Raw genomic sequence first — 14,898 nt, forward strand, 5'->3', positions numbered from 1 at the left:
AGTGATAACTATGCCTTGTCAAAATAAAATTAGATATTTACTTGGCCAGCCTATTGGAATTTCGTTGTCTAATGGTCAAGGAACTTCTGGAGTACTCTGTGGTACTTCACAAGGAAAACTACTCGTAATCGAATATTTGTATCAGTCTCAATTCGCTTTAAAACAATACGATTTTCATATGATTCAAGATATTAATGGATTTCCTCCTTGCCAAAACCAACAGCCACTATACTAGTAATAACTACACTTTCATTCTCTTTATTTAATACTTCACCAAAAAACCATTCATCCCATATATTCATCAAATAATCACGAGTACCAAAACGCATAATGACAGACATTTAGAAATACAAGCTATAAATAGAAACATAGAAAACAACCTTTTATCGAGTTCGTTCTTATTTTTTTGGTATTATGTATAAATTGAATTTGATTACGATATTCTAATATCATGAAAAAATACTTACTACTCATACTTGGTTTTATATTTTGGTGGTTACTAATTGGTCTAGATCTTTATTATGACGGTGTCCTTAAATATCTTGATTGAGTAGGATAAGCGCCCAGCGCCTTGTCATATTACTATGATAGGTTTCCAAACGCTCTCCTCCGAACCGTACGTACACCTCTCAATGTATACGGCTCTCCACTTGTCAATCAATTTGAAGTGTTTAATACTTATTAAAGATTTTTATAATGCCTCACGCATTAACCTTTGTTGTATTAAACTAGACAAGCTGTTTCCCTTTGCCATGTAATAGGCTTTCCCTATCTCGGACTACTACGGAAACTCCGTTACCCTATTGGATATTCAGATACAACTATCATAGCCTCAAAAGGCTTTCCAACTTAGGTAATCCCCATTTAGACAGATAAAAACATAGCTTTTGTAATGTCGGAAGCGACTTTCGTCTGTTTCTGCTTATGGCAGTTGAGTGGATAAAATTCACTTGGCTCCATACCGAGTTTCATTATTTCGCCTTTACCCATATAGCGTTTCAGTATCCTTTCGCTACACGCAAGCATCATCGCTCTTAGACTATCGTTCAAGCAGTTTAGCTTTCTTCCTTGTTTACAATTTTCATCTAGCCATTCAGTCGTGACTTAGACACTAGTCAACTTACGGCTTTCCACACCATGCTACACTCCCCGTCCAGTTTCCTTTTCGGATAAGGTGGGTGATGATAGGTTTTAAACTGTGAATTTTAACCTACACTGTTGCCAAACAGTGAATTTTTAGCTGCCCTTATGGGCGCACAACTCGCTGCTTAATGTAGTTATTGAACAAGCACATTTTTTATTCACCTTGTACCGATCTAAAAAATTTGAATACTTTGTATCACACCCCTAGCTCCAGTTTGATACTTATTCTTAACTCCCTCTTTGCAGGCAATAGATGTAGTAGTGCCTGCAAAATTTATTAAATTGCAATTATTCCTTTTCCCAGTCATTATTCAAAATGCTACATACAATAAACTTGTACAAACAATTCTTTTGCCATACAGTTTGCTTCTGAGCCATAATGGCTCCTTTTTTATACATAATTACTTTTTTGTTTCATATAAAAAAGTAATTATTTGCTATCGCATTAGGAATATTGACTTCTTCTACTGCTTTTGCTTCTGATGCATCTGCTGCATGTGGAAGTACTTGGGGCAATAATAATCAGGTTTGTGAACCTTGATACTTAGGAGCGCTAACTTTCTTAGCGCTTCTTATTTATTCGAAAATTCAATAAACCAAATACAAATTATGACTACTAGCTAATTATTGACAAAATATTTTGGATCCCCTATTTTTCCTTCTGTTAGCCTATATTTTACGAGTATTTCGTATACTTCATGCAAATTTGCTCTTTATCGTGCAGGCACCTATTGAATATCCTCATTTTTTAATACTGCAAGTTTAATTTTATTCCCTATGTATTTGCCATCCTTTTCCCTCCTAATTACTTAATACTAAATTTGTTGTTTATTTTTTTACAATATTTAACATTATTCCTTGTATACTTGTGCAAGATAACACTATGACTAAATGAAGGATGGTTAAAATGCATTCTATTATTGGAATATTTTTTTTAATTGCATCCCTTTTTTGGGGAGACTGGAAAAATTGGAGAAAATATTATTCGACTATCCTTTTTTTCATTATTGGTGACCTTTTATATAACTTCTTACTTAACCATTATTTATTATGGGAATACGTTCCTTCCTTTGATAAACGCTGGCTGCCTAACCATACATTTATTAATTTGTTTGCTATGTTAATTCTTTATCCAAGCACTGTGGTCATGTACCTAGGTAACTTTCCCGAAGGTAAATCACTCCTCAAGAAAATTTTATATATTTCTTTATGGGTTTTTATATATTTTTCAAAGGAAGTGGTAAACCTTCTGATTTTTGGCCATTTTTCACATAGTTATGACTGGAATTTACTCTGGTCATTATGTTTTGATGTAATAATCTTTTTAATATTATTGATTCATTATAGGTACCCTAGAATTGCAATCGTTCTTTCTGTAATTATCATTATTAGTTTTTGGAAATTGTTTGATGTGCCTATTTCAGGAATGAATTAAATACCATGAGGAAAGGACCTCTGGACTGGGTAACATCAAGACAATAACCCAATTCGGGTTCTTTTTAATGAAAATACATAATTCTTTTGTAAAATTATATTTTTTGTTGAAACTCACGTAGCGTCGTATTCTATACTCCTTATTAGGAGGCGATAGTAATGAAAAAATATTTTCAATGGAAAAATATTATTATTGGTATAATTGACAAAAATCATCCTCAATCAAAAGAAATATACAAAGCAGTAGATGAAATCAACAAAGTAGTTGATGAAACTTTTACTTCTGTTGGCGAAATGATAAATGAGATAAAACCATATACTGACTACAAACGTAATTAACCATATTTATTTGCGGGCACTTACTGGTGCCTTTTTTTTAAAGGAAACATACTATAAAGTCTATTTCCTACTCTCCTCCTTTCACCTATCCTCTTGCTATCCGTTCCTGAACGAAAATTCAATTTAGAAAAGAGAACAACTTATTAACACATCTTTCTCTAATCTCACTGTTACTGCCTTAACTGGTTTGCCATCACTATCTAACGGATCTAAATTTAGCACCTGTAAACATTCTTATATATTATCGTTCCCTCATCCTTATTTCACATGGAAAATGCATATACCTCAAGTAAAGTGGGCATTGTATCAATACCGAGCAAGACCAATCCTCCACATAATTGACTACACACAAGATTCAGGTCTTTGCTCGGAAACTAGAATTTAGTATGGTTGGGGTGTCTATGAAAACTTCTGAAATACATATAGATATTCTAAAAATATATTCAAACTATAATCACGCTCATCATTCATTTATAGAGAAATGGCAGCAAATGATACTTTTCACACCAAGATGGTGGTTAGCATTTATTTTAAGCACGCTGCCTTGGATTTTATGGTGGAAATTACACAACCCCAAATATACTGGTGATCTAATTCGTGCAGGTTTTTTTATGGCGATCATTACTTTAACATTTGATTCTGTTGGATTACAATTTGGTCTGTGGATTTATCCGTATATCATGTTTCCTTTCATTACGGGATATTCCATGGGATCTTACTTTATTACCAGTTATGATCCAACATAAGAAACACATTATAGTCATGTTTCACTTTAAAATTGGTCATGCTATTAACAAAGTAACTTTAGAAAGGCTGATAGCATGATATTTATTTATAATGATTACGGTGGTACTCATACTACTTCTTTAGCCGCTGCACTTCATTTGAAAATTATTAGTCCATCATCCTTCCCCTTAACTAAAGAAGAAATCCTGGCTGTCCCTTATTTCAATAAATTGACAAAGAAAGATTTTGGAAAATTAATATTTCATGGCAAAGATCAAGACGGACATCTTGTATATACGATAGGCAGAAAATCTCAAAAACTTGTGGTCCCTTCGCTTGAAAGCCTAGGACTCATGTTTTTTGAACATTTTAATATCGAAGAGCGATTGGTTTTTTCAAACACCTCGCCAACAGTGCCTACTATCATGTCTTTTGGTGGTTTTTTCTCCCGAGGATTAGGAATGGATGCCATTGGCGTACCCTTATTAGTTCAAGGGGCAAAAAAATGCTTAAATAATATTTATGAATTGGTCGAAACTACTAAGCAAGCAGCACTTATTTCAACAGAAGACCAGATTGTAGTGTTGGACAATAAACAATTTCAAAAGTAATTGGAGGAAGTTACTATGTATTTTTATAGAGAAGATCTAATCAATATGATCGTTCCAGATAAACCAGATCCACATGCAGCTAAAGTTCTTCAGGAAGCTCTCGGAGGGCAATTTGGTGAGATGCGAACATTGATGCAGTTCTCTTTCCAAAGTGCCAATTTTAGAGGGAAAGAAAAGAAATATCGCGACCTTATTAGAGGGGTATTCATAGAAGAACTAAGTCATGTAGAACTTGTCCAGACAACAATTAATCAACTCTTAAATGAGTCTGGCGGGGAGGTGCCAGGTAATCAAGCTGCTGACGGTGCCCCTTTAAATGGTGTGATAGAAAATGGTGCAAATCCTCATCATTACATCATGGGTGCTAAAGCATCCCTTCCGGTTGACGCTGGCGGGAATCCTTGGAATGGCTCTTGGGTCTATGACCATGGCAATTTAGCAGCTAATTTACTTAATAATGTCGTCTTAGAATCAACTGGTGTACTCCAAAAATCTAGAATATATGAAATGAGCAGCAACAAAACCCTGCGAGAAACAATAGCATTTTTAATAGTGAGAGACAATGCTCACCAAAATGCATTCGCAAAGGCTCTTGAAACGTTAGGGGTAGATTGGGGGAAACTTTTTCCAATCCCTAACTATGATTTGAATAAATACCCTGAATGTCGAAAGTATGTCGAAATGGGCTTCCACAATGCTCAATTCAATTTTAGATTGGACAATACTTTAATCGGAGAAATTTTCTCAGGTAATACACCAAGCAGGAATGGCGGAGAGCTTATGGTCACTGAACCGCCAAAAGGATATCCTGTACCAGAAATGCCGGATATGCCAAATGAACATGCACCTGGACTTTATGACCTAAACAATTAAGAGCCTGTATAGGCTCCTTTTTATTGCTTTAAAAGTGTCACTTCATTTAATTGGTATTTCTTTGCAGCCATGTGCCCAACACATCTAATAATTCTTTATCCATTGGCTGATTTAGCTGTGATTTATATTCTTTCAATAACCCAAGCATCGTGTGCTGCCCTTCATACTTGCGGAAAATATGATTCATATCAGGTATGATATGCCACTCAGCTTCACCTTTAACCATTTCAGCCATCAATTTAGCATGTTCTGGAGGTACTTGAATATCTTTTTCACCAGTTATTGCCAAAACTGGACACGTCACTTCTTTTAAATAATCACAGACATTATAAGCATAAATCTCCCGTAACCATTTTGCATTCAGTTTAACACCCTGCAGTCTCATTACTGCCTTATCAGAATGTATAATTTTCGTAAGGATTTTGCTGTTTTGCTTTCTTGCTTTTTCTGTTACTTTTAATGTTCGAATAAGCCAGCCTTTTATCCCGTTTTTCCGATTTAATTCAGCGTATGCCAGTTCATTTTGCCTAGGAAGCAAATCTTTGGACGGTTCAGCTGCACCAGCAAGTAAAACAAGGCCGGAAACAGGGATTTTATTAAAGACAGCAGGCGCAATGAGTGCTCCCTCACTATGGCCTAAGATAAGGATTCTATTATTATCTACTTTCGGGTGAGATTGTAAGAATTTAATACACTCTACAGCGTCGTCAATTAAATCTGCTAGCCCTGTTTCAAGAAAGTTCCCTCCACTTTGAGAAGTTCCTCTTTTATCATAACGCAAAGTCACAAATCCTCTTAATGTTAAAAAATCAGCTAGATCTTTGTAGATATTCATCTTCATTTTCTTTAGATTCCCATTTCGATCTCCCTTACCTGAACCAGTAATGATTAAAATGGCTGGGAATGTAGAGTTGGATTCGTCAGGAATTGTTAATGTCCCACTTAGCGGATAAGTCGCTTGGATAATTACTTCATTGCTCTTATTCATGTTTTGCCTTCCCTTCCTTTTTAGGCATAGTAATCGTTGAAATAATCCTCTTTGTTCTTTCTGATGAAGGAGTATTTTGCATATATTTTTCATACACCTTTCTTAAATCTTTTGCATAATCAAGGAACTCTGTATCTGAGAGATGTAAGGCAACTTGTCTATAGCCAACCCCATCTCGAAGAAAATCAATATCGCCAATATCAAGGTATGTCTCAAAATCAGAAGTTATTTGTGCAGTAAAGAATAGAAAATACTGCAAATGTTCTTCTTTAGTCAGTTCTTTTACATCATCATTTGTCATGTTTACTGAAGGCACATTTAATGAATAAACCTTTTCAACTGCACCGCGAATTTGATTTTCTTCCGTTATGATTAAAACCCCTGCTTTAACTAGTGCATCCAATTGCCTATATAAAGAAGCTTGAGGAACATCCTTCAATTCTGTTGCGACCTTTTTTGCTGTTTTACTCAATCCATCAAGGAACACTTGGATAATTTTGAAACGTACTGGATGCATGATGATTTCTACCTTATTCATAAACGCTCGTCTCCTTTATTATCACTTTATATAATATTATCAATATTAATAATAAATAACAATCATTTTTTCGTATTTCTTTTTGCTTGGCTGCCAGGTAATAAAAAAGCGATTGCTCTTTAATCAGCAATCGCACCATCAAGTGGAACTATTTTTTTTATTTGTATGCTATATCCATCAACTATGTAAAGGGGTTGATAATCCAATATATCTATTACACTTCGTGCAGCCTACAAATAATCCAGGCTATTGAAAATTAAGATGATCCCGACGATACAAACGATCCATGAAAGCGCCGATCCAGAGTGCTCCGCAATTTTCAGCCTTATCTTCTCGAGAGGCTTTTGCATTTTCTTACCTATCATAAGATAGAGAATAAACAATATTAATGGGGGCAAAACCATGATGAAATTGTATCCGACTAAAATGGCAGACCATTCCACCCATGAAAGACTTGAAGTAGTCATGATTCCGATAGCTGCAAAATAAGGAAATGCAGTTCCTACTTCTATTATTGAAGTAGTGATGCCTAATGCAACCATTGATAGAATGCTTCTAGACTTAGGTGCAGGCAGTTCTGAATTTTTCTTCGCTGGTATATAAAAACTGACAATGAATAATATCGCTCCAATAATGAAGACCGTCCAGCTCACGATACGATTTTGAATGATGCCAGAAAATGTATCAAACAAATAGTCCAAGCCTAGCATAAGAAGGACACCAACAGTAAAATAAAATCCCGCTACCGTTAATAAATAAATGAATAAACGCTGTTTCAACTTCCATTTATCCGTTAAAAGCAAATATACAGTTACCCCCAATGTTGATGGACTTAACGTATCTAATAGAGCTAATCCCCCAATGAGAACAAGCAGTTCTGCATTCACCTATTTATCCTCCTTATTCCCTCTGAGCTTTACCTCTCTTTAAATAAATGGCATATGCCTGATTCATAAACTCAAGAACATCTTCACCGATCGGGTATAATCCCAGTTTCTCTGATTGCTCTGAAGACATCCTTACCTTCCAAAGCTTATCTAAAAATTCATCCTCTCCATCAAATTCCTCTAAACGCTTTTCATCCATTCTTCTAATGATGTTTTGAACATTAGATGCTTCCGGACCATTCTTCATGTTGCGTTTTAACTGTCCTAATAGCGCAATCCATTCTAATACTTCAGAGCTTTCACTAGTCATACTAGGAACCTTATCCAATAATTCCTTGTCTTTTCCTTTAAATATAGATTCGCGAAAAGATTTCTGATTTTCCTTATCATTATTAGAAAGTCGCATGATTTTATGAATGGCTATCCATTCATCGTCCCCTTCTATTGCAATTCCATGGATCATTTCTCTTAATGCACGTTCTGTTTTCTTTAAATTTTCCTGTTCATTTATAACATAAGACAATTGTCTCTTTAAGCTTTTCGACCAATCCCAATCGGGGGAAGCAAGCATATTCTTAATTTCATCTAATGTAAATCCAACTTTTTTTAAAAATTGAACCTGCTGCAGTTTTTTTACTTCTTCATTTGTATATAAACGATGACCGCCTTCTGTTTTGGATGCTGGTTTTAATAAACCAATTTCATCGTAGTAACGGAGTGTTCTCACTGTAACACCTGTCAGATCTCTAACTTTATTAATGTGAATCAACGAGTATCCCCCTCTACTTTGTTTTAAAAATGTTCAACGGATTAATACTTTATACAATTTAATCATTCTATATCTTATTTTTCTTTAGAAAAAAAACTTTGAAGCAGATAGCCTGCGCCTAGTCCTACTAATACAGCTGGAAAGGGATGATCAATAATCAGCCCAATTCCTGCACCTATGATTACACAGCCATAAATAATTATATCTTTCTTCTTCATCAAAAAACCTCCACATCTTTTTAAATCTCCATTCACGAAAGAATGCAGCTTAGTCGTTACTAAAAACAGTATATAAAATGACGTCGCGTAACTTTCAAGTCTTATTTAATTATTTATTAATTTTCTACATATGCCTTGTAATTGACGTCGCGTAACGCTTTATCATGATATCCAATAAAAGGAGTGATGTGTAATGAGGAAAACCTGTTTGATCATACTTGTTATTCCTGCAGTCATTTTCTTAAGTGCCTGTATGGGAGAAAATGAAAGAGAAGACCTTCAAATAGCTTCTCTTAAGGATATTGATACCATACTAATTGATTATGGGAGTACAAATGTCAACATAGTTTCAGCAGATATAGATCATTTGGAGGTTTCTATGTTATTACATGATAATGGTCCGAGTATAGCAATAGATAAGGAAAAACATAAAGTAACCATTCAACAGAAAAAGGATCTAATCCGATTATTTAAGATCGGTAAAAAACCTCAATTGGAAGTTCGTATTCCTATTGAATTTACAGGAGAAATCATACTTGATGGCTCTTCAGGTGACGTATTGGGGGAAAATTTGCAAGCTCATAACATTCGAGTAAATGGAAGCAGCGGCAAGGTAGAACTTGATTTTCTTCAATTTAAAAGTAATATCAATGTTAAAACAACAAGTGGGAATATAAATGTTTTTTTAAATGAGGATGAACCCGATGCCACACTACACCTTAAATCCAGCAGCGGAAGACATTCTGTCGGTTATGCATTGGAAAATGTTCAACAAAGCAGGAAAGAAACACGCGGAACAATTGGGAACGCAAATTATGAGATAAAGCTAGAAACCTCTTCAGGTAATATCTCATTAAATTAGAGCAGTAGACAAACATTATGCGATTGAATATCATTTGATTATCTTTTTTAGTCATATTTCATAACACACAAAAAGAAACTATTTTGAACAGATTGATCGAAATAGTTTCTTTCTCTTGTATTTTGAATATAGATATATAAAATTTGATCATATTTAGTAGCCCATCTTCACAAACTCTATTCCAGGAATACCCAAAACCAACTTAAATTGATGATAACTGAGAATATTGTTTAATTAAATTTTTTATAAGGGGATTAAGTTCCTCTGGTAATTCATTAACCTTAAAAAATCCTACTTCAGTTGTTCCTCTATATATCCCATAATTACCTCCGGAAAATGAATGATTTACTAAATTAGCCAATTCTATATTTTATTCCATTCAACTTCCACTAAACTATAAAAAAAGAGATTGCTGATTCGTACCTTGGGATTTCACTCGATCGTGTCAAACAGTTCTACATTTACTTTTTCGGTATTCTTCCAATCATAAAACTTTTCAATATTCCATTTATTTTTCAATCTTGTATATTTGTTCTGTTCAATCCAATTATGTAAAAGATCATATGTTTCCATTATTTTGTAATTAGGACCACTATGCCTAGCAACAGCATATCTTTGAGGTGGGACTGTTATTGTTACCATATCAGTAGGTATATCCTCAAACTCTTTTACTTCAACACCAACCCAATACCCATCTTCATCAGGCGTTTTATTTTCTACAAAAAATGCACCAAATTGCTGTAATGGATTGATAATATGTTTGACCTCATTAATCCGCTTGCTTAAATGAAATGATGCTTTAGGAATTTCAACTATATATTGGTCACCAGAACACAAAACTCGAAACCCTACTAGCTTTAATTCATCAAGTTCTTCAATAGTCATATCCTGCTTTGTTATTTCCGACACTTTCATTCCCCCTTCATTACCGATATTTTACAGTTTCTACATATGAAACTTGATTACCTTCTTTTTTTACAAATCTGCTTCACTTGCGAAATAAAAAAAGGTGACCTGGTCACCTTACTCTAAAAATCTTGTACTCTTTCTCTAAAATACGTTGCTTCGCAATTCACATGTATTTCTTGACCTTTTAAACATTCACTAAGATACTCCACCTATTCATAGAATTTCACCATGGAATAACGGTCAATTCCGGCCACTTTTTATGCCATTTAATCGCTTTATTTTCATAGATTTCACGTGTGATCATACGCTTATTAGGTCTGACTATCATGGAAAACAAATCATCCAGATTGAATGGTGCATAAATATTAAATAAATCACTCTGCTCTTTCCTAATCCCTAATGAAGTAGCTGTTGTTGGCCAACTATGTATCGCGTCTTCAAGTGATACATAGGGTTGAATTGAAAAGCCAAACTTTTTCTCATACCACAGATGAACTCGGGCTTGATTTTTAACATCTAATCGAAAGGGAAAATCTCCAATTTTATCAACCAGGTAATCAGTAAATTTTTGTTCACTTGTTAAGCTTAAATCTTTATTATCAAAATACACTACATCTACATCAGATATTCCGTAAGTTAGCGGATAACCAGATAAATGGTTCCAAATAGTGTTTGTAATACAACCAGCACCGATGTAATAATTAAAAGGGATATTTGATTCTTTTAGTATCTCGAATAACCTCTTCAATTGGTAACTGTTACTTATAATTTCTACTAGTTTCTCCTCATTTTTTTCACAGAATCTCTCCTTAATCATCATTCACTGAAAATTTCTAAATCATCTTGCAAAATAAAGTCTACAATAAAACTTTTCACTCTTGTGTTTCGATAGTTCCAAACTCTTGTACTTAATATGTTCTAGCAAACTATTTGAATTAACACATCTTTAATGGACCATGCTTTTTACACATTTTAAGATGCTCTATTTTCTTTGTTTAGTTTCAGGTGCAGTTTTCGGTTTTCAAAAAAACCTTCTTAACCCATTATGATCAAGAAGGTTTTGATTATATTTTTATTGCACAATTACTGCACTACTTGCATCACTTTCATTATGAAGTCGGTCTAGGGATGTAATTACATACGTATATTTTTTTCCGATTTCTGCCGTTTTATCTAGGAACTTTTGCTGTGTTGCTGTTTTTCGAATCGTCTTTACTAAATAAGCCGAGTCATCAATGCTTTCTATACTATCCCCATCTATTCGATAAATGGCATAGTATGTTGAATCTTGATTTAAAGGATGATCCTCAATCGTAAGCTCAATGCCGTTCATTGTACGTGCAGCACTTTGAAGAATTGGCTGCTGCGGTGAAATATTATCGAGCCAAGGCATTGTTGGAATTAACGCTGGCTGCTTATAAAGATCATTTGTTAAGCGATCTTTTATCCCAAGTGGATTTCGATTTAAATCCTTCAAACTGAAATGCATGCTGCCCATGAATGTATCATATTGACGATTTAAGTAAATTTGTTTAGGATACTCCTCAGCATTTTTCCATGCTGGACTAGAATCATTTTTGATCTTATAAGCTGCTTGTCCAATATAAAGGTGAATGGGTTTACCGCTCGTCTCTTTAACCCACCAGTCTAGTAGAATATCGTAAGCCGCTGGCTTAAAGCCAATATTCCAATAGATTTGCGGAGTAATATAATCTATATAACCTTTGCGTATCCACTCTCTTGTATCGGCATATAAATCATCATAATTGCTTAGACCTGCTGTTGTTTTTGAACCTGTCGAATCTTTGGCAATGTTTCTCCATACTCCGAATGGGCTAATCCCGAATTTCACATAAGGCTTTTCCTTTTTAATTGCCTTATTCAAATCCCGGACTAGCTGGTTTACATTATCTCTACGCCAATCCGCTATTGTTTTAAACTTCCCTTTACCATATTTTTTAAATTCTGCCGTATCAGGAAAATCTTTTCCTTTTACTTTATAAGGATAAAAGTAGTCGTCCATATGAACACCATCAATATCATAGTTCTTTACAACCTCTAAAATTCCATCAATGATAAATTTCTTTACCTCAGGTAGTCCAGGGTTATAGTAGAGCTTGCCTCCATATGATTCAACCCAATTTTGATGTTTTCTAGCAGGGTGATCTGCCGATAAACGTTTAATATTCGTGTGATTCATAGAAATTCTGTATGGGTTGAACCAAGCATGAAACTCAAGATTACGTTTATGAGCCTCATCAATCATAAAGGCAAGTGGATCATAGCCTGGATTTTTTCCTTGAGTACCCGTTAAATATTCAGACCACGGACCATACTTGCTAGGGTAAAACGCATCAGCTGTTGGTTTCACTTGGACAATAACAGCATTCATTCCCATTTTCTCTGCTTCATCTAATAGCTTCGTAAACTCTTGTTTTTGTTTTTCTATTGATAATCCTTTTTTCGAAGGCCAATCAATATTCGTTACTGAAGCGATCCAAACAGCTCGCAGCTCTCTTTTTTTGTATGTAGTTATAGTTTCTGCTTGTCCATGTTTAGGAAATTGTATAAATGACGTCCCCATTAAGACAAGAATAAGCGAAATGATTGCCGCTTTTTTTGCTACCTTCATTCTTCGTCCTCCTCATATAGTAGTACTCTATGACCCTCTCATTTTCACAATTATTGGAAGGATAGTCAATTATTATATGAATGAAATTATTTTTCAGAGTATTATATAATTAAGTAGGACTAAAAATTCGGGGTGTTACTATGACTAATCAGGTTCAAACTTGCAAAGCCTGTGGTAGTACAAAATTTACTAAAGGCCGTTTAGATGGTTACGCAAAAGTCAGACCAATCAACAAGACTTTTTCTCTAGGCTCTAACTTAATACTTACATTTTGCAAAAAATGTGGTGAAGTATCTTCTATGAAGGTAGAAAAGCCAAACAAATTCTAAGATGGTTTAACAATATTTCATGAAACTATTTAGCCCAATCTACCGTAGTATTGGAAACAAGAAAAACTAAGGAGTGATGTTTATGTATGAATACAAGTTTGTCGATGTTGCTGTAGGTTCTTTTAGTAATTATCCTAAAGAAGATTACCATGAGATTATTCATGAGCACGCTCGCAAAGGATGGAGGCTCCACCAAATTCTAACTCCCCCTTTTGCCGCAGGCGGCCAAGCAATCACTATGGAATTAATATTCGAAAGGAAACTTGGATAAGCAAGGCGGGCCGCGAGCCTGCCAATATTTTATTTGCCGCCAATCATTTCAAAGCTTCTCCTTCTGCTAAACAAGTGAGCAACTAAATATAAAGAAGTTAGAATTAAAAAAGAATAGGTATAGGCCCAGTCTACTTTTTTATATAGGTCTAGCATAGACATAATTGGCATACCTACAAAAGCACCGAAAGCTCCAAACAAAAGTGCCTTAATAAATGGATTCACATGGGACTTATATTGAAGTAAAAACATAATCGTTACCGGTATTACTGAATTTCTAAAGGAATAGCTTATTGTAGGCAACGGGATTACTTTAACAGGATACGTCCATTTGCCAAAGTCGACTCCTACTCCATCTAAGTTTGTCGATAAAATCATTATAATAAATCCAACAAATAGTAGTCGTGCCGAGCTTTCCCTTTTTCGGAATATTGCCCATAGAATCCATGGTACAATTAACATTGCTAACGATACCCACCAGCTCCAGGTGAATAGGAATGCATTAATCGTTGCATCAACAATTAATTCGTTTGCATGGACAATTATTTTATTTGCTTTTTCAACTTGCTTTAATCCCTCTTGAAACGTCATTCTCCACACACCCTTTTTATTCCTTAATACTTACCTCTTAATATTAGACTTGATGTTTTTTTATTCTTGTTCTTGAGTGTTAAATGAACAAACCATTCTTTAATCCCTTACTTATTCATTTTCCATTTCCAAATGTTGTATAATATAGGGAGGAGAGTGATTATATTTGCAAATAGCGATGAAAAAACAAGACATTGATTTTACGGGTGCTAATCTAGGCGAAAAATGCTTTGAACCACTTATTAAGCTTTATAAAAAGAAAGTTGCGGAACAAACCGATTTCAATCGGATTAAAGAACAATTTTATGAGGAACTATCAGAAGGTCAAAGAGCATTATTTATGTTTTATGTTTTTTACAAACATGTAAGTAAGTCACATATCGAATTTTTTTGGTGGAGTGCTTATTTAATGGCTCAACCTAAAAGTTGGTCAGCCATCAAAGCTGGTATAAAGTATTTTAAAGACGAATCCATGCATTCACTTCTTGAGAAAATAGAATTAGAACTTAAACGACATCACTATCCCGAAACATTAGAAACCTTTTCCATTAAACGTGAAGATTTAGATCAAAACAAAGTACTTCTTGCATCCATCAAATCTCTGTATAGCTTATTTGAACATACATCCCCTCTTACTATTAAAAAAATTAATAACTGCATTGCTAAAAACTTACAAGAATATGTTGAAATAGAAGCCTAGTTTTTTAACAATGCAGCTTACTACAGCATCTTGTATTAAGATGCTGTTTTACCATTTGAATTAGATAGTTTCTCTATTA

19 protein-coding genes are annotated in these 14,898 nt (G+C 34.5%); 9 read left to right on the forward strand and 10 right to left on the reverse strand.

Translation table 11 applies throughout. The annotated features are described in order from the left end of the window. Positions 1–10: 10 nt before the first annotated feature. Complete coding sequence (locus FI644_RS27065) at positions 11–235, forward strand: hypothetical protein (RefSeq protein WP_142108967.1); 225 nt, start codon at positions 11–13, stop codon at positions 233–235. On the opposite strand, the gene FI644_RS26600 is transcribed toward FI644_RS27065, so the two are convergent. Next, positions 192–341: a hypothetical protein gene (locus FI644_RS26600; protein ID WP_181758157.1), complete on the reverse strand. Its 150-nt coding sequence runs from the start codon at positions 339–341 to the stop codon at positions 192–194. The two genes, FI644_RS27065 and FI644_RS26600, sit on opposite strands and share 44 nt — an antisense overlap. Before the next feature lie 1,709 nt (positions 342–2,050). Between FI644_RS26600 and FI644_RS25980 the strand changes: the two genes are divergently transcribed. The 5 genes from FI644_RS25980 (at position 2,051) to FI644_RS26000 (ending at position 5,126) form a co-directional block, all read left to right on the forward strand. Next, positions 2,051–2,578: a CBO0543 family protein gene (locus FI644_RS25980; RefSeq protein WP_056683680.1), complete on the forward strand. Its 528-nt coding sequence runs from the start codon at positions 2,051–2,053 to the stop codon at positions 2,576–2,578. Positions 2,579–2,736: 158 nt separating this feature from the next. Continuing rightward, positions 2,737–2,916 (forward strand): hypothetical protein, encoded by a 180-nt coding sequence (locus tag FI644_RS25985; RefSeq protein WP_142108968.1) that lies wholly within the window; start codon positions 2,737–2,739, stop codon positions 2,914–2,916. Positions 2,917–3,317: 401 nt separating this feature from the next. After that, on the forward strand, positions 3,318–3,662 hold the full coding sequence (locus FI644_RS25990; protein ID WP_142108969.1) for a hypothetical protein: 345 nt from the start codon (positions 3,318–3,320) through the stop codon (positions 3,660–3,662). 75 nt (positions 3,663–3,737) lie between these two features. Next, positions 3,738–4,253, forward strand: a complete 516-nt coding sequence (locus FI644_RS25995) for a DUF3189 family protein (protein ID WP_053475374.1) — start codon at positions 3,738–3,740, stop codon at positions 4,251–4,253. A gap of 15 nt (positions 4,254–4,268) precedes the next feature. Beyond that, positions 4,269–5,126, forward strand: coding sequence for a manganese catalase family protein (locus FI644_RS26000; protein ID WP_053475373.1), 858 nt, complete (start codon positions 4,269–4,271; stop codon positions 5,124–5,126). Positions 5,127–5,172: 46 nt separating this feature from the next. Here FI644_RS26000 and FI644_RS26005 read toward each other — a convergent pair whose 3' ends face one another. From FI644_RS26005 to FI644_RS26605, 5 genes are all read right to left on the reverse strand, one after another. Further along, positions 5,173–6,114, reverse strand: a complete 942-nt coding sequence (locus FI644_RS26005; RefSeq protein ID WP_053475372.1) for an alpha/beta hydrolase family protein — start codon at positions 6,112–6,114, stop codon at positions 5,173–5,175. Continuing rightward, positions 6,107–6,652, reverse strand: coding sequence for a helix-turn-helix domain-containing protein (locus FI644_RS26010; RefSeq protein ID WP_053475371.1), 546 nt, complete (start codon positions 6,650–6,652; stop codon positions 6,107–6,109). Before FI644_RS26010 ends, FI644_RS26005 begins: the two co-directional genes overlap by 8 nt. Positions 6,653–6,882: 230 nt before the next feature. After that, entirely contained in the window at positions 6,883–7,539 is a 657-nt protein-coding gene (locus FI644_RS26015) for a GAP family protein (RefSeq protein ID WP_053475370.1), read from the reverse strand. Positions 7,540–7,552: 13 nt separating this feature from the next. Then, entirely contained in the window at positions 7,553–8,308 is a 756-nt protein-coding gene (locus tag FI644_RS26020; RefSeq protein ID WP_053475369.1) for a MerR family transcriptional regulator, read from the reverse strand. Between the two features lie 74 nt (positions 8,309–8,382). After that, on the reverse strand, positions 8,383–8,526 hold the full coding sequence (locus FI644_RS26605; protein ID WP_053475368.1) for a hypothetical protein: 144 nt from the start codon (positions 8,524–8,526) through the stop codon (positions 8,383–8,385). Between the two features lie 193 nt (positions 8,527–8,719). Here FI644_RS26605 and FI644_RS26025 point away from each other — a divergent pair, with 193 nt between their 5' ends. Further along, entirely contained in the window at positions 8,720–9,388 is a 669-nt protein-coding gene (locus FI644_RS26025; RefSeq protein ID WP_053475367.1) for a DUF4097 family beta strand repeat-containing protein, read from the forward strand. A gap of 432 nt (positions 9,389–9,820) precedes the next feature. Here the strand turns inward: FI644_RS26025 and FI644_RS26030 are convergent, their stop codons facing one another. From FI644_RS26030 to FI644_RS26040, 3 genes are all read right to left on the reverse strand, one after another. Then, on the reverse strand, positions 9,821–10,303 hold the full coding sequence (locus tag FI644_RS26030; RefSeq protein ID WP_246066982.1) for a GyrI-like domain-containing protein: 483 nt from the start codon (positions 10,301–10,303) through the stop codon (positions 9,821–9,823). A 217-nt stretch (positions 10,304–10,520) separates the two neighbouring features. Then, positions 10,521–11,045, reverse strand: coding sequence for a nucleotidyltransferase family protein (locus FI644_RS26035; RefSeq protein WP_181758158.1), 525 nt, complete (start codon positions 11,043–11,045; stop codon positions 10,521–10,523). Positions 11,046–11,369: 324 nt separating this feature from the next. Continuing rightward, positions 11,370–12,929 (reverse strand): glycoside hydrolase family 10-like protein, encoded by a 1,560-nt coding sequence (locus tag FI644_RS26040; RefSeq protein ID WP_056683654.1) that lies wholly within the window; start codon positions 12,927–12,929, stop codon positions 11,370–11,372. A gap of 411 nt (positions 12,930–13,340) precedes the next feature. Between FI644_RS26040 and FI644_RS26050 the strand changes: the two genes are divergently transcribed. Further along, positions 13,341–13,529, forward strand: coding sequence for a DUF4177 domain-containing protein (locus FI644_RS26050; protein WP_053475364.1), 189 nt, complete (start codon positions 13,341–13,343; stop codon positions 13,527–13,529). A gap of 29 nt (positions 13,530–13,558) precedes the next feature. Here the strand turns inward: FI644_RS26050 and FI644_RS26055 are convergent, their stop codons facing one another. Further along, positions 13,559–14,119, reverse strand: coding sequence for a CBO0543 family protein (locus FI644_RS26055; protein WP_231690043.1), 561 nt, complete (start codon positions 14,117–14,119; stop codon positions 13,559–13,561). 166 nt (positions 14,120–14,285) lie between these two features. On the opposite strand from FI644_RS26055, the gene FI644_RS26060 reads away from it, so the two are divergent. After that, complete coding sequence (locus FI644_RS26060; protein ID WP_053475363.1) at positions 14,286–14,819, forward strand: hypothetical protein; 534 nt, start codon at positions 14,286–14,288, stop codon at positions 14,817–14,819. Positions 14,820–14,898 lie beyond the last annotated feature (79 nt).

The sequence above is a fragment of the Cytobacillus solani genome, assembly GCF_006704205.1.
GTDB lineage: Bacteria > Bacillota > Bacilli > Bacillales > Cytobacillaceae > Cytobacillus > Cytobacillus solani.